The organism is Paenibacillus sp. 598K (assembly GCF_003851045.1).
In the GTDB taxonomy this organism is placed as follows: Bacteria; Bacillota; Bacilli; order Paenibacillales; family Paenibacillaceae; genus Paenibacillus_D.
The window spans coordinates 37082-63390 of record NZ_BFBX01000087.1 but is presented as its reverse complement, the minus strand read 5'-3'; the positions used below and the strand labels follow the sequence as shown (position 1 = coordinate 63390).

Here is a 26309-nt window from a genome sequence, read left to right as displayed (position 1 = left end):
GGCGCGGGCGGCCCGGGACGCGGCGGTCCTGGCGGCGGTAGCAGGCCAGGCAGTCCACGCAAGCGTGGTGCAGCCGGTGGCAGCGCTGGCAAGCCAGGCAAGAGCGGCCCCGGCAAAGGCGGCAGCGGCGGCCCTGGAGCGGGCGGCGCGGGCGCTGCGGGCAGCACTGGCGGCGGCAAGCGCAAGAAGGGCAAGGGCGGCGGCAGCAGTATGGCGGCTTTTGTTCGCAAGAAGAAAAAATAGCCGTTCATCGGCGACGTTCCAGAGCAGGCAGGGGATATTGATTTCCCCTGCCTGTCTTGGTACAATTAATGTCTGACTCTGCCAGAGGCAGAGCGACGTAACGGCAGTGAGGAGTGAGGCTCATGGCCAAGAAGAAGACCGATGACCGGCCGCTTGCGCAGAACAAGAAGGCATCTCATGATTATTTCATTGAAGAGACGTTCGAAGCAGGCATGGTACTGACCGGGACCGAGATCAAGTCGATCCGTCAGGGGCGGTCCAACATTAGCGACGCCTTTGCCACCATCCGCAATGGCGAGATTTTCATCCATAACATGCATGTCAGTCCGTTCGAGCAGGGCAACCGGCACAACCCGGCAGACCCGACGCGCGCGCGCAAGCTGCTCATGCACAAGTCGCAGATCAACAAGCTGCTCGGCCTGTCCAAGCAGGAGGGCTACGCCATCGTACCGCTCAAGATCTACTCGCGCAATGGCTTCGCCAAGCTGCTGATTGGTCTAGGTAAGGGCAAAAAGCAGTACGACAAACGCGAATCGGCCGCCAAAAAGGACGCCCAGCGCGATATTCAGCGTGCGCTGCGCGAAAGGCAAAAGGGTTAGACGGAGCTTGATCCAATTAGCTTGAATACCATCCAGAGATGCTGTTGGTTGGACTGCCGGATCCCGGCAAGCCGCCCAGCAACAAGAGCGAGCAATTGCTTGCGGGATGTGGTATACTATTTCTGTGACGCAAGCCGCATGAGGTAAGACGTTTGCTGCTGCGTTTCACATGCACCGGCTCGAAGCGCGTTCGCTGTTGTAGCGGATGACCTTCGTTGATCCGGACGACTCCTAACTCGGGGGCGTTTCTGGATTCGACGGGGATAGTTCGAGCATGGGTGGCGGGTAGTGGGGACGCGTCCGCTTCATCAACGCTAAAGCCTATTAAACGGCAAACAACAAACAAACTACGCTGTAGCAGCTTAATAACCTGCACACGTGCTTCTACCTAGCATCGTCCATGTGCTAGGATAGGGGCTCAACTTTAGTGGACTACGCTGTCACATCTCCGCCTGGGGTGTGCTGAAGAAGACAATCAGGCTGGGTCTAGCGATAGCCGGTTACGGGGCGCTTGCTAGATCGACAACAAAACTGTGACTACACCCGTAGAAGCACATGCGCCGTTATCTTCGGACAGGGGTTCAACTCCCCTCGCCTCCATCTAAGACGAAAGCCATCAACCATCATATACGGGTTGGTGGCTTTTCCATACTACGCGAAATAATGTCGGGGAAGGAATGTGACAGGGATGTTTGAGGAAATCGATCAGAAAAAAAACAAGCTTGATCAAAAACGGCCCTTGCCCGTCCATACCTTGCGGAGTATTCGAGAGCATCTCATCGTCAACTGGACCTATCATTCCAATGCGATTGAGGGTAACACGCTCACGTTATCGGAAACAAAAGTAGCCCTTGAAGGTATCACAATCGGTGGAAAGACCATAAAAGAGCATTTGGAGGTTATCAACCATAAAGAAGCGATTCTTTATGTGGAAGATATCGTGCGACGGAAAGAACCTTTATCCGAGTGGCAGGTAAAGAGCATTCATCGTCTAATACTAAAGAGCATTGAAGATGAACATGCGGGTGTGTACCGCAACGAGAATGTCATTATTAGCGGAGCCACGCATATTCCGCCAGACTTTACGCAAGTAAAAGGGCTTATGGAAGACCTGATACAGCAGTATGAGATGCATTGGTTATCGAATGTGCATGCTGTGGAGAGGGCTTGTTTGCTTCACATCGAGTTCGTTAAGATTCATCCCTTTATTGATGGTAACGGTAGGACGGCTCGGTTATTGTTAAACTTCGAATTAATGCAGAACGGCTATCCCCCCATCGTAATCGAAAAAGAAGATCGGGCAGAATATTACACGGCTCTCGATGTGGCGCATACTACAGGCGATTCTAGTCAGTTTGTAGGTTTGGTGAAGAGGATACTGAACCATACGTTTGATTTGTATCTGCGGCTTATTTAATTTGGGGTTTTAACACGAAAAGAAGCACATGCAAGAGAAAAAGCAAAACACCCAGCTCTGCCAACGAGGCTGAGAAGGGTGTTTTTATGAGTATAGCCAGCTCTGCTAACGAAGCTGAGAAAGCTATACTCAACTGTAGTATTTCTGTATAATCATACTATTATGTATGTAGCCAAAAGTCAAGCGAGGCTTGACAAGTCAGTGCATATTCAAAGATGAGTACAGGATGTGTAGCATGAAATATCAGATTTATTTTGATGAAGCCAATAAGATTGATCAGCCTGACAAGGTGTATTCCTATTATGGAGCATACGGCGGCAGTGAGCAAGTTATGAAAGATATAGTAAGCTCTGTCCGAGGCATTTTTGATAGATTAGGGACCAAAAGTGAATTGCATTTTCGTGAGTACAATCATGACAAGCATGTGGAAAAGTACTTCAAGGTTCTTCATCACATTATTAACGAAGAAATTAATCTTAACCTCCTCGTTGTAAATAACATGGAAGCGAAATCCATTGCTCAGCAACTTGATTTAACAATAATGGAGTTAAGAAGTCTTTTTTATATTAAAATACCGGAGCGGCTGTTTTACGGCATTACTCGTGAACTAACCGATCAACTGAACATCGAGATTAGAATCGATCATAACGACGAGTATGACGCACTTGGGCTGCACCATAAAATCAAAGAACAAATGAATGCCCATTCAGTCTACAGGAACAAAAGATATAAAATCACATCTGTTGAGTCCGAATTATCTCATGAGTCCATCCCTTTACAAATCATCGATACCTTTATGGGGATCGTTGTATTCCTGATGGAGCAAAGCTATATGGGACAGTCGGATGCTGTACGAATCAAGAGCGATTTAATCTATCGTTTTCTATCTCAAGGAAACAATGTGGAGCGTTTCCAGAGTCAAATTAAGCTGTATACCTGGAATGGCAAAGAGAACTTGTCTGAGCTGTCTATTGGCAATTATATGTCCAGATTCATGATTCATCAAACACAGTATGACGTGGTGGAAATGAATAGACTTCAAGCAATTCGATTGCGAAATCCTAAATTGACGTCCAAAGATTACGGAACGCTGATGGAGTATCCCAATTCTCGTTTTCGGACGATGATGGGATATTTGGATGAATTAGAGGGCAGGGGGAGAAACACATTTCTGCTTCAATAGAATGTTGCAGCTGATGGCGAAGAATTGAGAACGACAGGTACGTTGCAATCATAAAGTTATGGGACGTAACTCAATCGTCACTATCGCAGCGGAAAAACTGTGACTACATTTGTAGAAGCACATGCGCCGTTATTTTCGGACAGGGGTTCAAATCTCCTGGCCTCCATTAAAGATAAGGAAACCATCAGCCAGTGTCCTGGTTGGTGGTTTCTCTGTGTTTTTAAGCATAAAGAGGCCGAATTGAGCCCCGAAACTTGCCGTTACAGACAGCTTGGGGAACCGTATCATAAGTAGAGCACAGGTTTAGTTTAAACAGACTTTAAGTCCACAGATAATGCATCCCAAACGCTCATCAGTTGAGTGATCGCAGCATCAATGGCCTCATATGGAACACCATCCTGGGCTTGTATGGATATTCCTCGTAGAAATGTTTCGAATAATATAACCACCATGGAGATATCCGTGGATTCGGGTAACTCACGGTTAGCTACGGCTCGTGCGATACATTCATTTATCCAACCCCGTACCCTCTCGCGTTCCATAGAAAGCAGTTCTCGGATAGGCTGTTGTTCAGGCGAACAGTTTATAGCGGACAAAACCAACAGACAACCTAAAGGATGGGAGTTCTCCGTTTGCATCCGCGCTGATTGTCGCAGTCCCAGCTCCATTGCTGCTCTCGATGTCAAGCTTGTATCTCTGAAAGCTTCCGAAACTTGTCCATAAGTAGATATATATCGATCCACTGCTTCACGGAATAGCGCTTCCTTGGATTCAAACGCCGCGTAAAAACTCGCCGCAGAAATATTCCCCATCGCTGCCCGCAGTTGAGCCAATGAAGTGGATTCATAGCCGTATTCCCAGAACAAAAGCATGGCGGCAGTCACCGCCTCATCCCGACTAAATGAGCGTGGCCGTCCAGTTCGCGCCATAAGATGACCTCCTTTATTAATTTTATACTAAGCGATCCACAAGTCATTGACAAGTGGGTTTGGTGTGTTTAATATATGGAATGATCGATCCATAAATCAAATACATCTTAAGGAGGAAATAAAATTGTCGCAGCATGCATCATCCGAGGGTAAACTTAAATCTTCCGGAGCTTCTGTTAAGCTTCCCTGGCTCGCTCTGCTAGCGCTTGCTATGACAGGATTCATCTGCATTCTTACTGAAACGATTCCTGCGGGTCTACTCCCATTAATAGGAGATGGGCTGAATATTTCTAAAGGGTTGGCTGGTCAACTGGTAACTTTTTATGCGATTGGTTCCATAGTTGCGACAATTCCATTCGCCATGTTTACCAGCGGGTTTAGGCGCCGTCCCCTGTTGCTCGCCATTATAGCGATATTCTTGGTATTTAACACCGTCACCGCCCTGTCTACCAGTTATGTGTTGACACTCATCGCTCGTTTCTTTGCCGGTATGGCTGCTGGTGCCGCATGGGGGATGCTCGCCGGTTATGCACGGCGGATGGTACCAGAGGCTTTGAAAGGACGTGCTTTGGCAGTGGCGATGGTGGGCACTCCAATCGCTCTTACATTCGGAGTACCGTTCGGCACCATGCTCGGTGATCTGGTTGGTTGGCGTGCCGTTTTTGGACTCATGTCTCTTCTCGCGCTTGTATTAATTGGTTGGGTGCTGTGGAAAGTTCCAGATTATTCTGGGCAATCTTCAAATCAAAGAATGACCGTTAGGCAAGTGTTTGTTATGCCCGGCTTACGTCCAATTCTTATGGTGGTGTTTACTTGGATGTTGGCACACAATATCTTATATACGTATATTTCACCATTCCTCGAGCCAATTGGACTCTCAGAGCATGTCGATCTTGTCTTGCTGGTCTTCGGAATAGCCGCACTTTTCTCCATCTGGATTGTCGGGCTGTTAATTGACCGTATGCTACGTTCTCTTGTATTGATCAGCCTTATTGGTTTTGCGCTTGTATCCGTTTCTTTATGGGTGGGCGGCACATCAGCACCGATTGTTTATATGGCAGTTGCGTTATGGGGACTAACCTTCGGCGGTGCTGCCACGTTGCTGCAAACCGCCCAAGCTAATGCAAGCGGTGAAGCAGGCGTGGATATCGCAATGCCGATAAATACAACCGTATGGAATCTGGCCATCGCTGGCGGAGGAATTGTTGGTGGCGCGTTGCTAGAGCGTATTGGAGTTCAAGCTTTTCCAAAGGCGTTATTGATCCTGCTACTTGTTGCCTTGATTATCACTTGGGGTGCGAAAAGACACGGTTTTCCTATCAAGTCGTGAAGTCTCTCCTCCATCATGAAACCCCGACCGTGTGAGGTCGGGGCTTTGTTGTGTCTTGAGGAAGTATACCCAAACGAGAGTAGGTCCTTGCCATCGGCAAAATTTTCATAGGAAATTATACCTATATATAGTATGATTAATGAGAAAATGGTACCAGAGAGAAGCTGCTGCACCATACGTAAAGAGGAGAGATAGAAGAAATGAAAAAGATTCTAGCCCTTATTGTAATGTCAGTGATGTTATCCTCAGGCGTCGCAAGCGTAAACGCTGCAGACAATTCGCAGGGCTTTAGTGACGTATCCGAGACGCATTGGGCCAAAGATGCAATTGATAGTATGGCGCAGGTTGGGGTTATTACAGGTTATCAAGACGGATCATTTAAACCAGAAGCACCCGTCAGCCGTGAGGAGTTCGCTCAGCTTATTACAAAGTCATTTTATTTAGATCTTCCTGCCAATGGATCTAAACAGACATTCGAGGACGTGGGTCCGGATCGTTGGTCGTTCGGCGCGATCGAGGCCGCGAAGGAATTTTTAACAGGCTATTATCCGCCATCCGGTAAGTCGTTTTTTGATCCCAAAGGAAAAGCGACCCGTGAGGACATTGCGGTCGCACTAGTTAAAGCGCTCCGCTATGAGCCAGACGATCTGGAGAATAAAAACATCTTGAGCGATTTTGGCGATTGGAAAGAGGTTTCACCCTCCATGCAGACTTATATCGCGATCGCAGTCGAGAAAAACCTGATCACTGGTTATGCTGATCAATGGGGCTACAACCGGACATTTAAACCCCAGAATCCAGTCACTCGCGCCGAGGCATCGACGTTGCTTTATAGAGTTATTAAGAGTGCGGTAGGTGACAGCAATCAGGAGCTTGAGCTCAATATCAGCGCTCCAGAGACGGTTTCTAATCCGTCATTCTATATCTCCGGAGATGTTACCAAAGGAGCAAAAGTATTTATAAATAATAAAGAGATCGAAGTCGTACAGGGATCTTTCAGAGTCGGTTTCTCGTTAGAGGAGGAAGGGATCTATACTTACACGATCAGCGCTCGCCTGCCTGGAGGCAAAACGACGCAAGTCACAAAGAAGGTTAAGTTTGAGAAAGGTGCTCCTACTGTAGAGGTGAAAGGTGTTCCGGAAACTACGGGCAAGCAATCGATCACCGTTTCATGGACCGTTAAAGATGAAAATGATTATTCACCGACCGTCACACTCATCGTGAATGGCGAGGAGAAAAGATTGTCTTACCAGTCCTCTTATGATGTGACGCTCCAAGAAGGCGCGAATTCGATTACAATTAAAGCCGTTAATGCTGCAGGAAAGTCAGCTGAGGTTACGAAAACAGTAATTTATAGCGCAGGAGCACCTAAGCTTTCAGTAGATCCTTTGCCTGCGACAACAAGTAAGGATAATGTTACGGTCTCCTGGAAAGTAACTGATGCTAACGATTATAATCCGGTCGTATACGTCAACGATAAAAAGATCACTTGGGGCAATAGTGAGGACGTGGCTCTTAAGCCAGGAATCAATACTATCGTTGTAAAAGCAGTTAATGCTGCAGGAAAATCAACCGAGGTTAAAGTAACGATTGAAATGAGCAGTACGGCCCCAACATTGACGGTCAACCCGATCCCAACAACGACAACGACAAAGGATCTTACGATCTCATGGTCGATCTCGGATATTAACGATTACAGTCCGGTCGTTTATGTCAACGATAAAAAAGTTTCTTGGGGAAATAGTCAGGATATCCTGCTTAAAGAGGGCGTTAATACAATCACTGTAAAAGCGACGAATAAATTAGGCCAATCTACTGAAGTCACAAAAACAATTACTTTTGAACCACCGGCTCCGGAGCTAAAACTCGGCTACGCGCCAACAACGACCACAGAAAGATCTGTCTCGATCTCTTGGACTGTCTCCGATATAAATGATTATAATCCGAGCATTTATATCAACGATAAAAAAGTCTCTTGGGGTAACAGTCAGGAACTCTCTCTCGATCCCGGTGTGAATGTTTTTAGGATACTGGCAGTTAATAGCTACGGCAAACAAACAACTGTTGTTTACGAGGTATTCGCAGAATAAGGAAATAAAATTGGATATCAGACATTCGGCGAATTGTGAATTTGCACAGCCACGGTTCGCCTCCATTAAGATCAAGAAACCATCAGCCAGTGTCCTGGTTGGTGGTTTCTCTGTTTGTGATATTTTTCATTTGGGATTCGGCTAGTCATTCGTAGTGCAGTGAGCTTCAATAATTGCAGCCGCATGTTGACGGTCGAATTGATGATTAACCATATCGACCGTGAAATCCTCTGCTTTTTTAGTATCCATTCTAAAATGCAGTCCATTATAACGCAAAAATACAACCAGTGCTGTAAAAGCGGTTCGTTTGTTGGCATTGTGGAAGGGATGGTTCTGGCCAATCGATTCGAACAAGGCTGCTGCTTTCTCAAAAATTGTCGGGTAAGCATCTTCGCCAAGGACAGAAGATTGCGGGCGATGGACAGCCGATTCGAGCAATCCAGGCTCTTTCACTCCTATTTGCTCCCCTGGACTATACCTTTGTATCATGGCAACATTGATGGCTATTACTTCTTGCACGGATAAATAGCTAATGGTTGTCATCGGTCTTTCAATCCTCGAAGCGTCTGATCGTACTCCTCCATGACATCTGTCAATGTATCCATAAAGTCTTTACTAATTCCTTCGGGCAATGAAACTTTCGTCGATTTCTTAATCACGATTTCTCCTGTAGTTGGGCTAACATCAATGCTAACCATATCACCTTGATCCAGTCCAATTTGCTTCAAAGCATCAGTCATAGTTATACCAAGGCTGTTCCCAAATTTGGTCACTTTTCGTTCCATTTCAATCCTCCTGTTCATTAAAGTTCGTTCTTAATCATGTTTAACTGTTATAACGATTATAACATTATGTCGTTAGAGTTTAAATCGAAAACTAGACTCCAGCACAAGATCTTCTCGGACTAGAGGCCAGGTACAGAAGAGGAAATGGCGTCTATAATTCGTTGTGTTGGTGCAGTGAAATTGAACTCGTGGAGTGGTTGCAAATGTACAGAGGAAAGTCCCTGATCAGAAAACGAATGGTGGCCGCGTTGCTTGTATTAAGCCTGGCCGGTGCAGAAGGTGCATATGCGCAAGGGCTACTTGTGGATTCCATGGCCGCAAGTTCTTCGGTTGTTGCCAATCCTTCATTCGCCGCAGATTTTACGTCAGGTCCAAGAGAGAGGGGCGAAGTAGAGACGTTTCTGGATGCGTTCTTTGGAAGAACGGACATTCGGGAGATGGCCAATGCCATTGCGGTATCGGTCGTTCGGGATGGGGAAGTGCTCGTATCCAAGGGGTATGGAACTGTCGAGCGCCATGCAGACACGCCTGTAGAAGGGGAGAGGACAGGCTTTCGGATCGCCTCGGTCTCCAAGGTGTTTACGGCTGCGGCCATCATGCAGCTTGTGGACCAAGGAAAGCTCAATCTGGATGATAACATCGAGAAATATTTGGACGGTTATAAGCTAACCAATCCTTTTGGGAGACCGGTGACCATCAAACACTTGTTAACCCATACGACCGGATTTGAAGTGCGCGAGCCGACGGATGCGGGCTTTGTTTTTGACGATGCTGTCGAGCTGGCTTCGCTGAAGGAAGGCGTCTTCCTTCACTTTCCGTCTGTCATACGTGAGCCCGGCACAACCTACATGTATGATAACTTCGCCTCGCGCTTGCAAGGATATATTGTAGAGCAGGCAAGCGGGCAACGATTCGAAGAGTATATGCAACAGCATGTGTTCCAACCGCTCGGCATGCTCTCCAGCAGCTATGAGGTAACCCCGGAGATAGCCGGGACGCTGGCTGCCTCCTTCGATGCAGAGGGCAATCCCATCCCGCTGTATCGGTTCTCCCCTTCGTCATGGCCGGAGGGCAGTATGATCTCAACAGCTACCGATATGGCAAGGTTCATGACGGTCTTCTTGAATGGCGGCAAGACGGCGGATGGTACTGTCATCCTGTCACCCGAATCGGTGAAGGCGATGGCTACTTTCCAAACTGCCATCCATCCCGATCTGCCAGACACCACCTATGGCTTTGAAGCGCCGATCCTCCCAAGCAAGACGAATGGCGAGGCGGTCATCTCCAAAGCGGGCGATATTGCGGGCTTTAGCTCGCTACTCTGGCTGCTCCCCGACCGCAAGACCGGCATTTTTCTTTCCTATAGCTCCAATGAAGAGCTGCGCGATGAGTTTTTCACCGCCTTCATGGATCATTATTTTAAGGGCGGTCGGACGTTGTTCGGTCCAGCCGATTATGAGCCCCAGCCAGAAGAAGCGCTCGTACGGCTTGAAGGGCTGTACTCGGATTTGCGGATGAAGTTATTGACCAGAGTTAAGGTAGCCGGCGATGGTGAACTGGTAGTGACTGATTACCAGGGAGATCATATCTTGACACAATTGGACGATCTGCTGTTCGTGGACGATGAGGGCAAGATACTTGCTTTCAAGGAGGAAGAAGACGGCCTGGTCACAGCCTTGAAGTACTCCAACTTTGTCAGTTATGCCATGAAGGCACAGGAGGATCGGGTGGGGTTGCCGGATGTGCCGCTAGAGCATCCCTATGCCGAATCCATTCTGGGACTTCGATCGTTCGGCTATCTTGAGGCCGACTCGGCGGAGCTGTACAGACCTGGGCAGACGGTTACGCGAGGAGAGTTCATTCACGCGCTTAATGCGATCTGGAACATTACGAGCGCCACGAACCAGTTGTTATTTACGGACATCGAGCAGTCTCCCTACCGGTCGGATATCCAGGCGGCGGCCGAGGCGGGTCTGTTGAACGGTACAGGGGCAGACAAATTTGAACCGGATCGTCCGATTCGACGGGAAGAAGCGGCCGTAATTATGTATAGACTGCTGACAGCAAGCGGCGTTCAGGCGCCCGATGCGGATGTAGTGCTCGTTCCTGGCACATCGGATTGGGCAGTGGATGCCGTCAGCTCTGCGATCCATTGGAAGCTCTATGGACCTGAGGTCGTTGAAAGGGTAGGCCAGATCGATTTTGCCTCGCAACGCGCGCTTAATAAACAGGAAATGGCTGTTATATTGTTCAAGTCGTTGGGGCCGGATCATATTCAATTGCAAGGGAGTTAAAGCGGAATGCTCCCGTAGTGCCGAAATGGTCTGATGGAAGGGGAAGTAGAGGTTGGATCGGCTGAAGAAACCGTGTCGGCATGCTTTTGGTTTTACGCTGTATATCGATATGATATACTAGCCATAACTAAGTAACCTGGAGGTGTTCGAGATGAGATGGAATGAAGTTCAGGAGCGTTTTCCTGATGAATGGGTTGTATTGGAAGCGACAAAGGCCTTTTCAAAGGAAGGGCAACGTTTCATTGAAGAGATGACAGTGATTGATTCTTTTGATGACTCGGTGGAAGCTCTGAAAAGATATAGTGAACTACATCGAGAAGAGCCTCATCGCGAATATTGTTTCTTTCATACCTCGCGTCCCGAAGTGGTTGCAAAAGAACGCTATGTAGGGGTAAGAGGTCCTCGATGAAGATAACAGAACGGTATGGTCTCCCCTTTATTGGGATAAATATTGCGTTTCAAGGGAAAAGCTTGCGTTTAGATAATGTCCTTATAGATACTGGCTCTGCTAGTACGCTTTTAAATGCAGATATTGTTGGCCGAATAGGCATAATTCCTGAAAAAGACGATCCTGTTGATACAATTAGAGGGGGAGGCGGTGTAGAGTACGTCTATACCAAAATGATTGATTCAATTAGAATCGGAGAAACCATTGCTCGTAACATTCAAGTTGAAATCGGAAGTATGGATTACGGGCTTGAAATGGATGGGATAATAGGGTTTAACTTTTTAAAACGTGTTGGGGCGAAAATAGATATTGATATTATGGAAATGACGATAGATCGAGTCGACGGGTAGCATGGTGAAAGGGGTCATCTCCGCACGAAAAAGACACTCAATCAGGTGTCTTTTTTGCATTTCAAGCAAGAAAAGTCATCACCGCTCTCGCATGGCGAAAGCTCTATGGTCTGAGGTGTTCCTCAAGCCGATCGAATGCAGAAGAAGCTTTTGTGTTACAATGATACGGTTAGTCATACATGAATGGAGATCGAGAGCAATGAGTTTGTTGACAGTGGAACAGTTAACCCATACGTTTGGCGATAGAGTTTTATTTAGAAACGTGTCCTTTCGTTTGCTTGAGGGTGAACGTGTCGGCTTGGTAGGTGCGAATGGGACAGGTAAATCGACCTTAATGAATATTTTGACGGGCAAGCAATTGAAGGACGAGGGGAAGGTCGTTTGGACACCGCGCGTTCAATATGGGTATCTGGACCAGCATACGCAGCTTGAAGCAGGCAAGACGATTCGGGATGTTTTGAAGGATGCCTTTTCACCTTTACTCGTATTAGAAGAGGAACTGAATCATATTATCTCGCAAATGGGCGATGCGGACTCCGACACGCTCGAACAGTTGTTATTGCGGATGGGAGAAATCCAGGAACAATTGGAAATCGGCGGGTTTTATCTCATCGATGTCAAGGTTGACGAGATGGCGAATGGATTGGGACTCAATGCCATTGGCCTGGATCGAGACGTAACCGCACTTAGCGGGGGGCAGCGTACCAAGGTTCTCCTGGCCAAGCTTTTATTGGAGAAGCCGGGCGTTCTCTTGCTTGATGAGCCGACGAACTATTTGGACGAAGAGCATATTAGCTGGTTAACGAATTATTTGAAAAGCTACCCGCATGCGTTTGTATTAATTTCTCATGAAACCAGCTTTATGAACCAGGTCGTAAACGTGATTTATCATCTTGAGTTTGCCAAGCTGACGCGTTACACGGCCAATTATGAGAAATTCAAAGAGATGGCTGAACTGAATAAGGCGCAGCATATTGATGCTTATGAGAAGCAACAGGGATACATTAAAAAGCAAGAGGAGTTTATTCAAAAAAACAAAGCCCGCGCTTCAACCTCTGGGCGAGCCAAGAGTCGTGAAAAACAGCTGGATCGCATTCAACTGATCGATAAGCCCGAGGAAGGGGCAAAGCCCAGTTTTAAGTTCAAGGACGCCAGAGCAAGCGGGAAACTGGTATTTGAAGCCGAAGGCATGGTTATTGGTTATAATAAACCGCTGCTTCCCAAAATGGATATGGTCATTGAACGGGGAGAAAAGATTGCCATTGTGGGCTGTAACGGGGTAGGCAAATCCACGCTGCTCAAGACGATCCTTGGCGTCATCCCCCCACTAGAAGGCAAGACGACACGTGGAGATTATTTGTTTCCCGCCTACTTTGAACAAGAGGCCAAGGCGCCAACGATCACTCCGCTAGAGGACGTATGGAACGAATATTCTTATATGACTCAGAGTGAGGTTAGATCGGCATTAGCGCGCTGTGGTCTGAAGAATGATCATATCACACGATCGCTTAATCAGCTAAGCGGCGGAGAGCAAGCGAAAGTTCGTCTTTGTAAGCTGTTGATGCGCGAGAGTAATTGGATCTTGTTCGATGAACCTACAAACCATTTGGATGTCGTCGCTAAAGCTGAGTTGAAGCGAGCGCTACAAGCGTATAAAGGAACGGTCATTCTGGTCTCTCACGAGCCTGAATTCTATGAAGATTTTGTATCGAAAACGTGGGACGTAGAGTCCTGGTCCATGCAAGGCTAAAATATAATTGAATTGTATTTGTCTGTAGTCATGATATAATGGTATATTCCGATCGATTAGGAAAGAGAAAGGAAACTCGATATGAATGACTTTCAAGACTGGAACTTAAAAGTAAAAGCGACGTTTAATGCAACGAGCAAGGAAGTTGTCTTAACTGTTACGGAGGCAGGAGAATTATTGGGCCTCTCCAAAGATCAGATGAAGGTCTTTGTAGATAAATATAAATTAACTAAAGTACCGATCATGAGAAGTGTTCACAGGTACCTGTTATTAAAGGATGAGATAGACGAGATTGTAGCGAATCGAGTCGTGTAGGAAGGGAATTCAAATTCCTTCGCTCCATCATGCTAATCCACAACCGCACGAGGTTGTGGATTTTGCATTTTAGGGGAGAGTTAATTCAGAAGTGGATTTTGTCGTATTCACCGTTCGTATGTGAGCTAATCGATAGACAATAGGGCATACCTCGTATTATGCTTGTGAATAAAGTGCGAGATCATGCTTTTCGTAGCAGGAGGATGTAACTTGGCTCAGACGCGGACAGAGGAATCGTTGCAAAAAAAGCTAAAGCCCAGACACATTATCTTTATGGCGATGGGTGGCGTAATCGGAACAGGTATTTTTAAAGGCAGTGCCGAGACCATCGGAGTCGCAGGACCAGGCGTCATCGTGACCTACATTTTTGCGGGTCTGTTATTGCTTGTCGTTATGGCGGCGATGGCAGAGATGGCTACGGTGTATAAGAACAAGAATATGAAAGATTTTGTGCAAGAAGCGTTTGGAAGCCGGGTTTCCTTTGTTATGGGTTGGATGTATTGCTTCATGTGGTTATCGGTTTGTGTCATCGAGGTTGTTGCCGCAGGAAGCTTCTTGCAGTATTGGTTCGCGGATACGCCGCTGTGGATGCTCAGTCTGGCGTGCGCAGTGTTTATTATTCTGATCAATCTGCTTAGTGTAGGTGTGTTCGGGGAGTTTGAGTTTTGGTTAGCCGGAATTAAGATTGCCATGATCGTTATTTTTATTGTGCTTGGGGCAAGCTTGATTTTCAACATCATTCCAAGCGGCAGCACATCCTATTTGCAAAACTACACGCAAGCAGGCGGCTTCTTCCCGAATGGCTGGACGTCGATCTTTTCGGCTTTGCTCATTGTTATGTTTTCGTATGGGGGCTCTGAGCTGATCGCTTTAACCTTAACGGAGACGGAGAATGCCGAGAAGGTGATGCCGCGCATTGTGGGAAACTTCATGCTTCGGATCATTTTGTTTTTTACGTTGCCGATATTGATCATCTGCGGGCTGATCCCGTGGAATGAAATTGGGCCGGAAAGCAGTCCGTTTGTACAGGTGCTGGCATCTACGGGCTTGCCGGGCGCTGCGCATGTGATGAACTTTATTCTCGTGACGGCGGTGTTGTCAGCGGCGAATTCGGGCATTTACGGGGCATCGCGCATGATGTACTCGTTGGCTGCAGGCGGAGAAGCGCCAAAGTTTCTTGCTAGAACGAATCGCAAGGGGAGCCCGTTTCATACGCTGTTGGTATGCGCAGTGGTACTGATTGGCGGTTCCATGCTTGGCCTCTTTGCACAGGATCAATTGTTCAAGGTGTTGCTTGCCGTGCCTGGTTTTGTCGTTATTCTGGTCTGGATTTGCATCGCAGCTTCCCAGTTGAAACTGAGAACGCGTTATCCTGTTCAGCCAACTTTTAAGGTATGGGGGTTTCCTTATATAACGGGAGTAACGGTCCTGGTTCTTACGGTTATTGCGTTGTTATTTGTATTTGATGAAGGAAATCGGTTCAGCATCAGTATTTGTTTGGGCGTGCTTGGATTTTTGTCGATATGGTCTCTGATTCGATTCAGACAGGGGGACAGACCGACCGCTTAGTAGCTGGGCCATGTGGGATTCCTATACAAAAGGGACCTTCCCGAGGTAGCGCGACGTCACGCTCTCGCCTATCCACTCGGCTGTTCGCTCAGGGAACTCGATCGGGAACTGATGGCCCAGCGGAAGTCGCGTGATGTTCAGGTGCTCGAAGGACTTCGGAATGTGATGGTCGCGGTCCTGAGTTCCCCAGAGAATCTTGACGCGACGAGTGTCCCATGCATCGGGAGACAGATGTGTGGCAGTGTCCATGGTCAAGGCGGCCATGACGGCGGCATTGGTTGCGCGAATGCGCGGGGACCGCAGATCGCGCCTGACCCTTTGGACGTACGCCTCCAGATGGTGCCCAGGCGAGGTGAAGCTGCGGCTGCGGAGCAAATGCTGCTCTAGGCCGGCGGGCTTCATATGCTTCAAGGTAGCCTGGGTTAACCTGCGGAATCGATATCTCGCTGGCACCGGATGGAGGACGGGCTGCAGCAATAAGAGCCGGTCGATGAGCGCGGGCAGCCGCTCCATCACTCGTGCGGCGACGAAACCGCCGAAGGAATGGCCGATCAGGATCACCGGTTGATCGAGCTCGGCGATCATCGCCGATACGCGCTCGACATAACCTTCGATGACATCAGGGCTATGATGGTAAGGTGTGCGGCCGAAGCCAGGCAAGTCGACGAACAGGGTGCGGAAGCTGCTCAGATACGAGGAAACCGGCCATAGCGTATCCGCGCTGCTGAAGGTGCCGTGCAGGAAGATCAACGGCGTGCCGGGCAAGTCGTTCTCCAGCGTGATGAGGTCTCCTCTTCTGCGTGCACTGAAGCTCTCCTGTCCTTGCGGAGCTACAGCTCCGGCATGATTGAGCCGATAATCGAGATCGCTCACGATAAAAGGGAGCGTAGGCGTGACTAGCGATGTAGTCGTGCCCGTGCGGCGTTCAGCCTCAAGCTTGCTCGCGACAGGAAAATCCGACTTCACCAGAAAGTTCATCGACTCCTTGGGGATGCCTAACAGCTTGCCGCCCCCCAGCCCCAGTGCGGTTTTGAGGATCGGGAGCGGGATCGCGCCTCGCGGCGGAGCGGTTCGCAACTCCTTTGTCATGCCCTGGATCAAGGCCCGGATCGAGGGGCTATTTTTTTTGGCGTCCAACAAATAGTAGGTGTTGCTCTCCGCATCCTCTGTATGGACCAGGGTATCAATAAACGAGACGACATGATCGATATGCACCATAGGCAGCCAGACGTCATCTCCTCCAGGGACGAGCGGCATCAGGTTACGTCTGACAGCATCGACCAGGATGCCTAGTCCCCCGAGCTGCTCGGTCTGACCGGTGAAGGAATCGCCGACGATGACGCTTGGATTGACAGTAGAGAGTGGGATGCCCGTGCCATGAAAAGATTGCCGGATATAACCATCGGCTCTAAACTTCATCTGCTCATAGGGTGGCAATAAGGCTAACTGATCGCTCAGATCGGACTGGCCGTTCTGCTCGTCATAAGGGCTCATGAAGCCTGCGACATGGATGAACTGCTGCAGCCCTTTGGCGGCGTGGATAGCCAGGGCTAACTGCGCCATGGATTGGGCAGGATAGAGGAATGATTGCTCCGCTTCGGTAAGTGAAAGCTCGATATTCATTGGACCGCCTGCATGAATGATCTGATCGACGGTCAGCACTTGCTGGTAATCGGCATCGCTTAGACCTAGGCGTGGCTTGGCGAGATCGCCAATAACAGGCAAGATGTTTGCTTGAGCTTCGTCAGGCAACTGGTCGATGATGTTGCGGAGTCGGCTCTCCTGGCGAACAAGGGTATAGATTTGGTGATAGGGGGCTAGCTTGGCCAGCAGACGCTTTCCGATATACCCGGTCCCGCCAGTGATGAAGATTTTCATATGCAAACGCTCCTTTATTCATTTTTAGTACTGAACAGTACTAATTTGGTTAAAAAAATTACTTTAGCAACGAGGCTAAAGCAGGCGATAAGTTGGGGATGAGCTCCGGGTTGTTGGACGCTTGGGCCAAAAAGAGCGCGCCCTCTATGGAGGTGACGATTAAGGTAGCGGTTGGTCGTACAGGGAGGTCCGCTCTCAGCTCCCCCTGAGCAATTCCTTGCGATAGGATCATTTCCACACTGTAGAGCTGTTGATCAAAAAAATGTTTGATGCGTTCTCTGATCTGAGCGGCATCCGCGGGTGTCTGGGTGTACAGCGATAGGAACGGGCAGCCGCCAAGGTAACTAGGTTGTTCATCGCTGTTGGTTAAGATACGAAGAATTGCCGTTAACTTGCCCTGAACCGAAAGTTCGCTCCGCGAGGCAATTGCATCGATCTGCTGCTCGTACTGTGCTATCAGCTGATTGACCGTCGCTAGGAGCAATTCCTCCTTCGTCTTGAAGTAGTAATAAATATTCGTCTTGGACACCTTGCTATGGGCGACGATATCGTCCATGCTGGTTGCCAGAAAGCCTTTCGTCAGAAATAAGGTAAAGGCAGATTGCAGAGCAACCTCTTTGTTGCTGCGTGTGTTCTTTTTCATAATTAGCACTATACAGTACTAATCCTCGCTTCGTCAAGCCGATAAGCCGCGCGCTCCTACATCTCCAACTTGCCGTACAACTGTCCGAACTCATTAGCCGTCATGCCGTAATGGATCTCATCATAATATTCGCCGTTTGTAAAGATCATATCCCGCAGTCGTCCCTCCTGCACGAAGCCGAGCTTCTCATGAAGCCGGATCGACGCTTGGTTGAACGAATAGACATGCGGAGTGGCCTTATGATAATTCAGCTCGTGGAAATAATACCGCAGTACCGTCCGGATCATCTCCGCCCCGTACCCTTGGGACCTGTACTCCGGCAACAGGGAGAGGCCGTATTTGAACGTGCCGTACCGCTTGTGACAAGCAAACGTATTGATGGTCCCGATCGCCGTGCCCTCATCCGTGACCGCCACCCAGCGGAACGCGTCGCCGATTCGGTTGCGCTGCTCGGCTTCGAGCCATTGCATCTGCTTCTCCGGCGATTGCGGGAAATGAATCATATCGACGTTGCGAGCAACCTCGTCATCGAGAGCCTGGAACAAGGCCAGGTCAGAGGATTGCAGCGCGCGCAATGTCAGTTGGTCAGAACGCCAGTAATGAAAGGCCATATGGCTCCTCTTTTCATGAGCAAATTTGACTATCTGGTACGTTACAGCTTCTTCGCATAGTAAACCCACAAGCTATAGAAGACAATCAAAATAAACAACAGGCAACCCATCAACGAAAAGAACACCGTGGCGCTAAAGAAGCCGGAGACAATCGTGGCGATTCCGAGGCCGGTGAAAATAACCGACATGGCGAGCGTGCTCGCGTTGCGGAGGATTAATCCGGTACGCTCGTCGGTTTCGGCAATCTGCCACTTCCTTAATTTGGCCTCGTGATTACGGATTCGCAAGTAGTTGATTACAAACCAAGCAGCGAGCAGCTCCAAACTGATGAAGGCACCCTGGTGAAACCCTTTGATAAAGCTGGGCAGTGTCGGCAACTGGTCGCGATAGATCGTCAGCGCCGCGAAGAGGATCGCCGTCACGGCTGCGGCCGCAGCAACCCAACTGGCGCGCGTGCGCATTTTTGCTCGGTACGTATTCATTCCTATTCCTCCTCCAATTCGCTAAAGTCGAATACCTCTTCAATCGTCAATCCGAAATGGCGGGCAATCTTGTAGGCCAGAATCAAGGAGGCTGTATACTTGCCCACCTCCAGAGAGGTGATCGTCTGCCTCGTCACGCCCACCGCCAAGCCCAATTCCTCCTGCGAAAGCTTGTGCTGCTTGCGCAGCTCTGCGATTCGTGTCTTCAAGTGGCACCTCCTCAACTTGATTGCAAAGCTTGCTTTGCATGTTTAGTATAGCTTGCTTTGCAATGAATGTAAAGCTTGCTTTGCAAATCAATCAGAGCTCAAGGTTCGTCGTCGGTGAGTCTCAATGCAAAGAAAACTGTATCGATAGCTTAAATCATGTAGGAAACTATACCTACCTGAGCTATAATGACAGATAAAGATAACTGAAGCTCCTACTAAAGCGAAGCAAGACATAATGATGATCTGATAGGAGGAATGCATAGGATGAACTTGGCGGACATCAAGCAGGAAGTGAAGCAACTGATCCGCTCGAACTCGGAACGCGGCTTCTTGCCCTATAGCGGCTGTAATCGTGTCTGTCATGGCATGAGTATGATCCTGGAACAGAGTGTCGCATCCGGCGATACGGGCGTTGCATTGGATATTCATTTGTATATCTTGACGGAGGTCACCAAGCTGATCGCCCATGCAGACACTTCATCTGGCGCGGTGACCGACGTTGTGAATCAGTGTCTGAATGGAATAGAGGTCTGCACGAAGACGATCTCCGACGAAGACAAGAAAGGTATGTTCCAGAAGATCATCAAAACCGCCAAGCACAAGGCTTTTCAGGAATGGGCTGAATACGGCTATCGGTTGCTGCGATGCGGCGCGAATCTCGTAGATGATGAAAAGCAAGCTGCGAAGGTGTATGAGCTGTTCGACGTGTTGGGGAAGATGTACGACGACGAGCCCTATCCCGACCAATATCTCATTACGCAGCAGATCATCGAGCAGCTCGAGGGCGCGGCGGCAGCCGAGCGCTATCGAACGGAGCATCTTCACATCCCGGAGATTCGAGAGATCGTCGTTGAGCAAGCTATGGCGGATGGGGACTATGAAGCCGCAGAGAAGTTATGTCTCGAGGTGCTGCCAGCGGGCAAGATGTACGGTAGAACGTCAAGATGGGCGTATAAGCTGGAACAAATCTATGCGGCGCTGGGCGATCACCAGAAGCAAATCGAGATCGTGCGCAGGATTTTGCTGAGCGGGGAGTCTTCCTACTATGCTCGGTTAAAGGAACTCTACTCTGTCGATGGCGGCTGGGAGCCCTATAAAGAGGCATTGTTGGACGAGCTTTCCAGAGCCTACATGTCCCATATCTACGCTGAGTTGCTGGCCGCCGAAGGCGAGTGGACGCGGCTGCTGGGTGTCGTGCGGCAGACACCCATGTTCATTGAAGATTATGGCATACCGTTAGCCAAACATTTCCCTGCCGAGACGTATCCGATCTTTGAGGACTATATCCTGAGCGAAGCTGCCGCGGCCACTGACCGAAGGAAGTACAGAGGCGTCTGCAAGGTCATCCGAGTCTATCACAAGGCAGGCGCCAAGGCCGAAGCAAAGGCTATCATCGGTCGCCTGATCGCCCAATATCCCCGCCGCGTGGCGATGGTTGATGAGTTGGAGGTTTTGGATGGGAAGTTGAGATAATCATCATTGAAAGCAGGTGAATCGATGCCAGCCTACAACAAGCTCGTACGCGACAACATCCCGCAGATTATCGCAAGGACGGGAGCGACTAGCCGGACGCGTATTTTGGGCGACGAAGAGTACCTCCAGGAGCTCCAGACCAAGCTTCGCGAGGAAACGGCAGAGTATATGGAGACGACTAACGCTGAGAACGCGCTGGAGGAGTTGGCCGATGTGCTGGAGGTTGTCCGCGCGCTGGCTGTGGCGCATGGAGCCGACTGGGAGCAGCTCGAGTCGATCCGGCAGCAAAAAGCGGAGCAGCGCGGCGGCTTCCGGGACAAGGTGTATCTGATCGATGTCGACGAATCGTAAGGTCAAGCTCATCACAGAGAACCTGGCCGATGAGCTCATAGAGGGGATGCGGCATGCTTCCGGCATTTATATCATGACCTCTTTCGTCATGCAGTCCGGGGTTCGGCTGCTGGCGCCGCATCTGAAGCGGGCACTCGATCAAGGGGCCGAGGTGCGGATGCTTGCCGGGGACTACCTGTTCATCACGCAGCCGGAGGGGCTGCGTACCTTGATAGGGATCGACGATCGTCTGGAGGCTCGGCTGTGGCGGAGCTCGGGCGTTTCCTTCCATCCCAAGGCGTATTTGTTCGATTATGACAACGGAGAGGGCTTGTTTATCGTAGGCTCGTCCAACTTTTCATTGTCTGCAATGCGGATGGGTGTGGAGTGGAATCTGGCGATGCATGCCGAGGCCGAGCCGTATACGTTCCAGGTCGCGATCGAGAAGTTCATGAAGAACTTCTATCATGAGTCGACCCTTCCGCTCCATGAAGATACGATTGCTTGGTACGAGGAGGAGTATGCTCAGCATCATGAGCGCAACCCTGAGCTGCTCAGGCAGATCATGGACATGGAGGAAGCGGAGTATCAAGTGTTCGAGGATGCACCACCTGAGAGCGCTGCAGCCCAGGAGCTGATCGTCGCGCTCCAGCCGCGTCCCGCCCAGCAAGCTGCTCTGGAGGAGCTGGAGCGAACGCTGGAGGAGGAGTACACGAAGGCAATGGTCGTTATGGCCACCGGGCTTGGCAAGACGTATCTGGCGGCGTTTTTTGGTCAGCGGTTCCGCCGCATCCTGTTCGTCGCCCATCGGGAGGAGATCCTGCAACAAGCGCAGCGGTCGTTCCGCCATGTCATGCCGGAACGCTTGGGCGGGATTTACAACGGGCAGCTTAAAGAAGGCGAAGCCGATCATGTCTTCGCTTCCATCTATACGCTGGGTCGCAAACGACATCGCGAAGCCTTTGCTCGCGATCATTTCGACCTGATCGTCGTCGACGAATTTCATCATGCGGCCGCAGCATCGTACCAGTCCGTGATCGATTACTTCCGTCCGCAGTTCCTGCTTGGCATCACAGCTACGCCGGACCGGATGGATGGCAAGGATGTCTATGCGATCTGTGACGGCAATGTCGCGTACCAGATTCGTTTTATCGATGCCATTCGGCGTGGCTGGCTGTCGCCGTTCCAGTATTACGGTATCTTCGACGAGACGGACTACACGAAGATCAGATGGCTCGGCACTCGTTATGATGAAGAGCAGTTGGCTGCGGCGCAACTGCGGGAGAGTCAGGCAGAGCAGATCTACCGGGCTTGGAGACGGCACAAGCAGACGCGGACGATCGGCTTTTGCTCATCGATTCGACAGGCCAATTTCCTGGCTGGGTATTACGGGCGCCAGGGCGTCCGTGCACTGAGCCTGCATTCCGGGACAACAGGTATCACCCGGGCGGAGGCGATCCGCCAGTTGGATGCAGGCGAGCTGGAGGTCATTTTCACAGTAGATCTGTTCAATGAAGGCGTCGATATCCCCAGTGTGGATACGCTGTTGTTCGTTCGGCCGACCGAGTCATTGACGGTATTCACACAGCAGATCGGGCGGGGCTTGCGCCTATCCCCCAACAAGACGCATTGCGTTATCGTCGACCTGATCGGCAACTACCGTCACGCGGACAACAAGCTCAGCCTGCTGTCGGAGGGGCTAGAGGAAGGCAAGAGGACGGGAGTGCTTCCGACCGCTCCGGCAGGGTGCAGCATCGAGCTGGAGACGCGTGTCGTCGACCTGCTGCAGGAGCTGAGCCGCAAGCGGATGCCGCGCCGCGAGCAGCTCATCCAGGCGTTCCTGGAGTTGAAGCGCGAGCTGGGCCGGCAGCCCACTTATGTCGAGCTGCACTTGCATGGGCAGGCGGAGAGTCATGCGTACCGCAGCGAGTTCGGCTCCTATCCAGGCTTGCTCCAGGCAGCGGGCCAGTTGACCCCAGAGGAGAGCGGGCTGTTCCATACATACGAGTCTTGGCTCCGCGATGTGGAGAGCACTCGGATGAACAAGAGCTACAAGATGATCGTCCTCTTGTATATGCTGGAGCGAGGTCCGTCGCGCTGGACGGAGCCGGTCACGCCGGAGGAGACGGCCCTGTTCTTCCATCATTATCTGACAGACAAAGAGTATCGCAAGCGGATCGACTTCTCATACCAGGAGCACCGGAAGCTGTGGGACTATCAGGAGAAGGGCGTCAGTCAGCTAATCGCGAGAATGCCGATGACGATGTGGGGTTCAGCCAAGGGCAGTATGACCGCGTTTGAGGATGGTGTGTTCGGGCTTCGAATCGCTCCCGAAGCGGAAGAGAAGGAGAGGCTTCATGCGTGGACGATGGAGATTTGCTTATACCGGCTCCATGTTCATTTCGAACGGCGAGGCGGGCGAGGAGTATCCGTGTAAAGCAAGTATGTGTATGCCTTTAAAGTTATGCAAAGAAGAAACCTCACTGACATTTAAGCGTCAGCGAGGTTTTTTTAGAAGCTGGTATGTTTAGTTTTCCATTTTTCCAATGCGATAAATACCCAAAAGCCATAGATTCCGAGTGTAATCAACGTCAAGAACCACCACTTGATCCAGTTGCCGAACAGACCAATTGCCGTGCCATGAAACCTCAAACGTCTTCCTTCAATAATAGTGTGTTCAACCTTCCATTTGTAAATCATGGTAATGCTCCAAGGATAACAAATCCCTAGCGTAAAAATAGTAACCAAGGCACCCAGTATGGACCAGCCAATAAACTGAGCTAATCCTCCGTCAAATGAGGAATGCAGACGTTGCTGCGGTGGTGCATTTGTGTTGACATTCACGTTAAGTACTGTACTCATTGAAATCCCCCTTTTCACCCTTGTTATCCCATCGGTTGGGCTAATGTCTAGTCATATGTTCACACTATTATACTTCAAAAGTCCTGATTTGGATAGATGTGGAATACTGTCGAATGCTGGTTTTTTTGTGCGTAACAACAAATGATTAGGGTTAAATACCTATGAAATCGACAACCTGGAGACTGACTTCCGCCCAAGCTTCTGTCCTTCCTTGTCTTCCCTAAAGTTTAGTTAAACCACATTGTCCAGCCGCCCACAAAGGCGTATACTACAGGGATTAATCGACAAAGGACAGTGAGGATGAATTCATCCATCAAGAGGTACTTGCTTTGGTGCTTTGGGATTACCTACTTAGCGTGGGGAGGCTTGGCGATCTGCTCCAGGCTGCTGGACGCGCCATTCAGCAATTATACCTGGATGTATATCGTATACGTTGTTGGCGTATTGTCGCCAGCGATCGCTGCTGTCATCGTATGGGTGAAGAAGGAGGGCAAGGGGGCCAGGCAGGTATCCCGTCAATTGTTTCGATTGCCCAAACATCGGTCGGACTGGCTTCTGTTGTTCGTCGTTGTTGCGACGTTCCAGGCGCTGCCCTATCTGTTCTTCGGCTCGCATATGACGACCTCGTTTTTGAACGTGTTTCTGTACATTCCGATCTTCGTCATCATTGGCGGACTGGAGGAGGTAGGGTGGCGAGGCTTTTGGCTGGAGCATATTCTGGTCGACAATAAGTGGTCCAAGTTCAAAGCTGCGCTTGTGATCGGCCTGGTCTGGCAGCTCTGGCACCTGCCGCTGTTTGGCATTCTCGGCACGTATCAGCAGCAATACATGAGCCTTGGCATCCACACGTTATGGACGCTTGCCCTGTCCTTCGTCCTCACGGCGCTCTACTTCCGCAGTCGCAGCATCCTGTTATGTATATTGACGCATGCCTCGATCAATGCGGTGGGCGAGATTTTCATTCTCCAGATGTCATGGGCAGAGGCGATTACGAAATTAACCTTGTGCATCCTTTTCTTTTTCGTCATGGCATATGTCGATCAGAGACAGACTGTGCCGAAGGCCCAGGCATCTTAACGTGCTTCTACCACTGGCCCCGTGCTGCCGCGTATAACCAACGTCTGTTTGTTCACTGGACGTTGGTTTTTTGGTGCTTCTCCATCCTGCCCCTGTTCACGATGGTATAATAACCCTAGATCAACCGTCAGTCTCGCGAAACTTCCCTTACCTAAAGGAGCTGTACACGATGAGATACGAAAAGAACTGGGCAGGCAACTATACGTTTCAGGCGGCGGAGTGTCTGATCCCCGAACGGCTGGAGGAGGTTCAGGAAATCGTCAAAGCCAGCCGGCAGCTCAAGGTGGTCGGCTCGCGGCATTCCTTCAATGGCATCGCCGATACGACGGCGACGCATCTGTCGCTGGAGCGGATGAACCGCATCCTCGCGCTGGATCGGCAGCAGCATCGGGTGACGATTGAGGGCGGCGTGCGGTACGGCGAGCTGTGTCAGTACCTGCATGAGCAGGGCTACGCGTTGCATAATCTGGCCTCGCTGCCGCATATCTCGGTGGCCGGCGCGGTCGCAACCGCGACGCATGGCTCGGGCGACGCCCACGGCAATCTGGCTTCGGCCGTCTACAGCCTGGAGCTCGTCCTGACGAGCGGCGAGCTGCTCACCTTGACGCGCGACGACGGCGAAGAGGCATTCTTCGGGGCAGTTGTCGGCCTGGGCGCGCTTGGCGTCGTCACAAAGCTGACGCTAGACGTGGTGCCAACCTTCGAGATGGCGCAGCATGTGTACGAGAGGCTGGCGCTGTCTGAGGCGCAAGATCACTTCGAGGCGATCGTCTCCTCCGGCTACAGCGTCAGCCTGTTCACGAGCTGGGCAGAGGCGGCGATCGATCAAGTATGGGTGAAGCGGGTCGCTCCGCATCCGTCGTCCCAGCCCCCGTTGACCGACACCTTCTATGGCGCGCAGCGCTCGGACGTGCCGCTGCATCCCGTCCCCGGTCATGGGGCCGAGCACTGCAGCGAGCAGTGCGGGACCGTCGGGCCGTGGCATGAGCGGCTGCCGCACTTCAAGCTGGCCTTCACGCCTAGCGCCGGGGAGGAGCTGCAGAGCGAATACATCGTCCCCCGCGAGCATGCGGCAGCGGCTCTGGAGGCGATCGCGAGCCTCCGTACGGAGCTGGCGCCGCTGCTGTACACCTCGGAGATTCGCACCATCGCCGCCGACCGGCTGTGGCTCAGTCCGTGCTACGTCCAGGATGGGGTAGGCTTTCATTTCACCTGGCGGCCGCAGTGGGAGGCGGTGCGGCAGATGCTGCCGCGTATCGAGTCCCTCCTGGCGCCGTTCGGCGCCCGTCCGCACTGGGGCAAGCTGTTCACGATGAGCGCGGCGGAGCTGCAGCCGCTGTTCCCGAGGCTGCCGGACTTCCGTGCGCTCGCGCGGCGCTGCGACCCGGAGGGCAAGTTTCACAATGACTACCTGCAGACATACATCTTCGCCTCTTCCTAAC

The 26309-nt window shown here is 50.6% G+C and carries 26 protein-coding genes and 1 other RNA gene; 18 read left to right on the top strand and 9 right to left on the bottom strand.

Translation table 11 applies throughout. The annotated features are described in order from the left end of the window. The 5 genes from PA598K_RS23720 to PA598K_RS23700 all read left to right on the top strand — a co-directional run. The coding region (locus tag PA598K_RS23720; RefSeq protein ID WP_185602189.1) for a hypothetical protein at window positions 1-243 on the top strand (243 nt) is incomplete at its 5' end. 122 nt (window positions 244-365) lie between these two features. Further along, window positions 366-842 carry an SsrA-binding protein SmpB gene (gene smpB / locus PA598K_RS23715; RefSeq protein WP_128659343.1) on the top strand — a complete coding sequence of 159 codons (477 nt, stop codon included), beginning with the start codon at window positions 366-368 and terminating at the stop codon, window positions 840-842. 238 nt (window positions 843-1080) lie between these two features. Next, window positions 1081-1445: a transfer-messenger RNA gene (ssrA, locus tag PA598K_RS23710) on the top strand. 85 nt (window positions 1446-1530) lie between these two features. Beyond that, window positions 1531-2259, top strand: a complete 729-nt coding sequence (locus PA598K_RS23705; RefSeq protein WP_128659342.1) for a Fic family protein — start codon at window positions 1531-1533, stop codon at window positions 2257-2259. A gap of 235 nt (window positions 2260-2494) precedes the next feature. After that, window positions 2495-3442 (top strand): DUF3800 domain-containing protein, encoded by a 948-nt coding sequence (locus tag PA598K_RS23700; protein ID WP_128659341.1) that lies wholly within the window; start codon window positions 2495-2497, stop codon window positions 3440-3442. 308 nt (window positions 3443-3750) lie between these two features. Here PA598K_RS23700 and PA598K_RS23695 read toward each other — a convergent pair whose 3' ends face one another. After that, a complete protein-coding gene (locus tag PA598K_RS23695) occupies window positions 3751-4371 on the bottom strand; it encodes a TetR/AcrR family transcriptional regulator (RefSeq protein WP_128659340.1) in 621 nt (206 codons plus the stop codon). A 124-nt stretch (window positions 4372-4495) separates the two neighbouring features. On the opposite strand from PA598K_RS23695, the gene PA598K_RS23690 reads away from it, so the two are divergent. Both PA598K_RS23690 and PA598K_RS23685 read left to right on the top strand, forming a co-directional pair. Further along, complete coding sequence (locus PA598K_RS23690) at window positions 4496-5701, top strand: MFS transporter (protein WP_128659339.1); 1206 nt, start codon at window positions 4496-4498, stop codon at window positions 5699-5701. Window positions 5702-5901: 200 nt separating this feature from the next. Then, window positions 5902-7791, top strand: coding sequence for an S-layer homology domain-containing protein (locus PA598K_RS23685; RefSeq protein ID WP_128659338.1), 1890 nt, complete (start codon window positions 5902-5904; stop codon window positions 7789-7791). A 141-nt stretch (window positions 7792-7932) separates the two neighbouring features. Here the strand turns inward: PA598K_RS23685 and PA598K_RS23680 are convergent, their stop codons facing one another. Further along, window positions 7933-8334, bottom strand: coding sequence for a type II toxin-antitoxin system death-on-curing family toxin (locus tag PA598K_RS23680; protein ID WP_128659337.1), 402 nt, complete (start codon window positions 8332-8334; stop codon window positions 7933-7935). Continuing rightward, the gene (locus tag PA598K_RS23675) at window positions 8331-8594 is read right to left on the bottom strand and encodes an AbrB/MazE/SpoVT family DNA-binding domain-containing protein (RefSeq protein WP_128659336.1); all 264 of its coding nucleotides are present in this window, start codon (window positions 8592-8594) and stop codon (window positions 8331-8333) included. Before PA598K_RS23675 ends, PA598K_RS23680 begins: the two co-directional genes overlap by 4 nt. A gap of 185 nt (window positions 8595-8779) precedes the next feature. On the opposite strand from PA598K_RS23675, the gene PA598K_RS23670 reads away from it, so the two are divergent. From PA598K_RS23670 to PA598K_RS23645, 6 genes are all read left to right on the top strand, one after another. Then, a complete protein-coding gene (locus PA598K_RS23670) occupies window positions 8780-10870 on the top strand; it encodes a serine hydrolase (protein ID WP_128659335.1) in 2091 nt (696 codons plus the stop codon). Window positions 10871-11021: 151 nt separating this feature from the next. Next, complete coding sequence (locus tag PA598K_RS23665) at window positions 11022-11279, top strand: hypothetical protein (protein ID WP_128659334.1); 258 nt, start codon at window positions 11022-11024, stop codon at window positions 11277-11279. Continuing rightward, window positions 11276-11668: a retropepsin-like aspartic protease gene (locus PA598K_RS23660; RefSeq protein WP_128659333.1), complete on the top strand. Its 393-nt coding sequence runs from the start codon at window positions 11276-11278 to the stop codon at window positions 11666-11668. The genes PA598K_RS23665 and PA598K_RS23660 overlap by 4 nt, the downstream gene beginning before the upstream one ends. Before the next feature lie 199 nt (window positions 11669-11867). Continuing rightward, a complete protein-coding gene (locus PA598K_RS23655) occupies window positions 11868-13418 on the top strand; it encodes an ABC-F family ATP-binding cassette domain-containing protein (protein ID WP_128659332.1) in 1551 nt (516 codons plus the stop codon). 81 nt (window positions 13419-13499) lie between these two features. Next, window positions 13500-13733 carry a DNA-binding protein gene (locus tag PA598K_RS23650; protein ID WP_128659331.1) on the top strand — a complete coding sequence of 78 codons (234 nt, stop codon included), beginning with the start codon at window positions 13500-13502 and terminating at the stop codon, window positions 13731-13733. Between the two features lie 210 nt (window positions 13734-13943). Continuing rightward, window positions 13944-15302: an amino acid permease gene (locus tag PA598K_RS23645; RefSeq protein WP_260405568.1), complete on the top strand. Its 1359-nt coding sequence runs from the start codon at window positions 13944-13946 to the stop codon at window positions 15300-15302. Between the two features lie 21 nt (window positions 15303-15323). On the opposite strand, the gene PA598K_RS23640 is transcribed toward PA598K_RS23645, so the two are convergent. Genes PA598K_RS23640 through PA598K_RS23620 form a run of 5 tightly spaced genes read right to left on the bottom strand, consistent with a single transcriptional unit; the run spans window position 15324 to window position 19125 of the window. Then, window positions 15324-17180 carry an alpha/beta fold hydrolase gene (locus PA598K_RS23640; protein WP_128659329.1) on the bottom strand — a complete coding sequence of 619 codons (1857 nt, stop codon included), beginning with the start codon at window positions 17178-17180 and terminating at the stop codon, window positions 15324-15326. A gap of 58 nt (window positions 17181-17238) precedes the next feature. Further along, window positions 17239-17823 carry a TetR/AcrR family transcriptional regulator gene (locus PA598K_RS23635; protein WP_128659328.1) on the bottom strand — a complete coding sequence of 195 codons (585 nt, stop codon included), beginning with the start codon at window positions 17821-17823 and terminating at the stop codon, window positions 17239-17241. 56 nt (window positions 17824-17879) lie between these two features. Next, window positions 17880-18434, bottom strand: coding sequence for a GNAT family N-acetyltransferase (locus PA598K_RS23630; RefSeq protein ID WP_128659327.1), 555 nt, complete (start codon window positions 18432-18434; stop codon window positions 17880-17882). A gap of 41 nt (window positions 18435-18475) precedes the next feature. Continuing rightward, window positions 18476-18916, bottom strand: coding sequence for a hypothetical protein (locus PA598K_RS23625; protein ID WP_128659326.1), 441 nt, complete (start codon window positions 18914-18916; stop codon window positions 18476-18478). 2 nt (window positions 18917-18918) lie between these two features. After that, window positions 18919-19125: a helix-turn-helix transcriptional regulator gene (locus PA598K_RS23620; protein ID WP_128659325.1), complete on the bottom strand. Its 207-nt coding sequence runs from the start codon at window positions 19123-19125 to the stop codon at window positions 18919-18921. 264 nt (window positions 19126-19389) lie between these two features. Here PA598K_RS23620 and PA598K_RS23615 point away from each other — a divergent pair, with 264 nt between their 5' ends. The 3 genes from PA598K_RS23615 to PA598K_RS23605 are packed head-to-tail and all read left to right on the top strand — an operon-like array spanning window position 19390 to window position 23365. After that, complete coding sequence (locus tag PA598K_RS23615) at window positions 19390-20598, top strand: hypothetical protein (RefSeq protein WP_128659324.1); 1209 nt, start codon at window positions 19390-19392, stop codon at window positions 20596-20598. Between the two features lie 24 nt (window positions 20599-20622). After that, entirely contained in the window at window positions 20623-20949 is a 327-nt protein-coding gene (locus PA598K_RS23610) for a nucleoside triphosphate pyrophosphohydrolase (protein ID WP_128659323.1), read from the top strand. Then, window positions 20933-23365 carry a DEAD/DEAH box helicase family protein gene (locus tag PA598K_RS23605; protein WP_128659322.1) on the top strand — a complete coding sequence of 811 codons (2433 nt, stop codon included), beginning with the start codon at window positions 20933-20935 and terminating at the stop codon, window positions 23363-23365. The genes PA598K_RS23610 and PA598K_RS23605 overlap by 17 nt, the downstream gene beginning before the upstream one ends. 74 nt (window positions 23366-23439) lie before the next feature. On the opposite strand, the gene PA598K_RS23600 is transcribed toward PA598K_RS23605, so the two are convergent. Beyond that, window positions 23440-23790 (bottom strand): DUF898 family protein, encoded by a 351-nt coding sequence (locus tag PA598K_RS23600; RefSeq protein WP_128659321.1) that lies wholly within the window; start codon window positions 23788-23790, stop codon window positions 23440-23442. Between the two features lie 300 nt (window positions 23791-24090). Here PA598K_RS23600 and PA598K_RS23595 point away from each other — a divergent pair, with 300 nt between their 5' ends. Then, window positions 24091-24867: a CPBP family intramembrane glutamic endopeptidase gene (locus PA598K_RS23595; protein WP_128659320.1), complete on the top strand. Its 777-nt coding sequence runs from the start codon at window positions 24091-24093 to the stop codon at window positions 24865-24867. A gap of 169 nt (window positions 24868-25036) precedes the next feature. Continuing rightward, window positions 25037-26308 (top strand): FAD-binding protein, encoded by a 1272-nt coding sequence (locus tag PA598K_RS23590; RefSeq protein WP_128659319.1) that lies wholly within the window; start codon window positions 25037-25039, stop codon window positions 26306-26308. Window position 26309 lies beyond the last annotated feature (1 nt).

Bases quoted from the DNA above. Each gene is read 5' to 3' on its own strand.
- smpB (WP_128659343.1), top strand. From the start codon at position 366: ATGGCCAAGAAGAAGACCGATGACCGGCCGCTTGCGCAGAACAAGAAG.
- PA598K_RS23705 (WP_128659342.1), top strand. From the start codon at position 1,531: ATGTTTGAGGAAATCGATCAGAAAAAAAACAAGCTTGATCAAAAACGG.
- PA598K_RS23700 (WP_128659341.1), top strand. From the start codon at position 2,495: ATGAAATATCAGATTTATTTTGATGAAGCCAATAAGATTGATCAGCCT.
- PA598K_RS23695 (WP_128659340.1), bottom strand. From the start codon at position 4,371: ATGGCGCGAACTGGACGGCCACGCTCATTTAGTCGGGATGAGGCGGTG.
- PA598K_RS23685 (WP_128659338.1), top strand. From the start codon at position 5,902: ATGAAAAAGATTCTAGCCCTTATTGTAATGTCAGTGATGTTATCCTCA.
- PA598K_RS23680 (WP_128659337.1), bottom strand. From the start codon at position 8,334: ATGACAACCATTAGCTATTTATCCGTGCAAGAAGTAATAGCCATCAAT.
- PA598K_RS23675 (WP_128659336.1), bottom strand. From the start codon at position 8,594: ATGAACAGGAGGATTGAAATGGAACGAAAAGTGACCAAATTTGGGAAC.
- PA598K_RS23670 (WP_128659335.1), top strand. From the start codon at position 8,780: ATGTACAGAGGAAAGTCCCTGATCAGAAAACGAATGGTGGCCGCGTTG.
- PA598K_RS23665 (WP_128659334.1), top strand. From the start codon at position 11,022: ATGAGATGGAATGAAGTTCAGGAGCGTTTTCCTGATGAATGGGTTGTA.
- PA598K_RS23660 (WP_128659333.1), top strand. From the start codon at position 11,276: ATGAAGATAACAGAACGGTATGGTCTCCCCTTTATTGGGATAAATATT.
- PA598K_RS23655 (WP_128659332.1), top strand. From the start codon at position 11,868: ATGAGTTTGTTGACAGTGGAACAGTTAACCCATACGTTTGGCGATAGA.
- PA598K_RS23650 (WP_128659331.1), top strand. From the start codon at position 13,500: ATGAATGACTTTCAAGACTGGAACTTAAAAGTAAAAGCGACGTTTAAT.
- PA598K_RS23640 (WP_128659329.1), bottom strand. From the start codon at position 17,180: ATGAAAATCTTCATCACTGGCGGGACCGGGTATATCGGAAAGCGTCTG.
- PA598K_RS23635 (WP_128659328.1), bottom strand. From the start codon at position 17,823: ATGAAAAAGAACACACGCAGCAACAAAGAGGTTGCTCTGCAATCTGCC.
- PA598K_RS23630 (WP_128659327.1), bottom strand. From the start codon at position 18,434: ATGGCCTTTCATTACTGGCGTTCTGACCAACTGACATTGCGCGCGCTG.
- PA598K_RS23625 (WP_128659326.1), bottom strand. From the start codon at position 18,916: ATGAATACGTACCGAGCAAAAATGCGCACGCGCGCCAGTTGGGTTGCT.
- PA598K_RS23615 (WP_128659324.1), top strand. From the start codon at position 19,390: ATGAACTTGGCGGACATCAAGCAGGAAGTGAAGCAACTGATCCGCTCG.
- PA598K_RS23610 (WP_128659323.1), top strand. From the start codon at position 20,623: ATGCCAGCCTACAACAAGCTCGTACGCGACAACATCCCGCAGATTATC.
- PA598K_RS23605 (WP_128659322.1), top strand. From the start codon at position 20,933: ATGTCGACGAATCGTAAGGTCAAGCTCATCACAGAGAACCTGGCCGAT.
- PA598K_RS23600 (WP_128659321.1), bottom strand. From the start codon at position 23,790: ATGAGTACAGTACTTAACGTGAATGTCAACACAAATGCACCACCGCAG.
- PA598K_RS23595 (WP_128659320.1), top strand. From the start codon at position 24,091: ATGAATTCATCCATCAAGAGGTACTTGCTTTGGTGCTTTGGGATTACC.
- PA598K_RS23590 (WP_128659319.1), top strand. From the start codon at position 25,037: ATGAGATACGAAAAGAACTGGGCAGGCAACTATACGTTTCAGGCGGCG.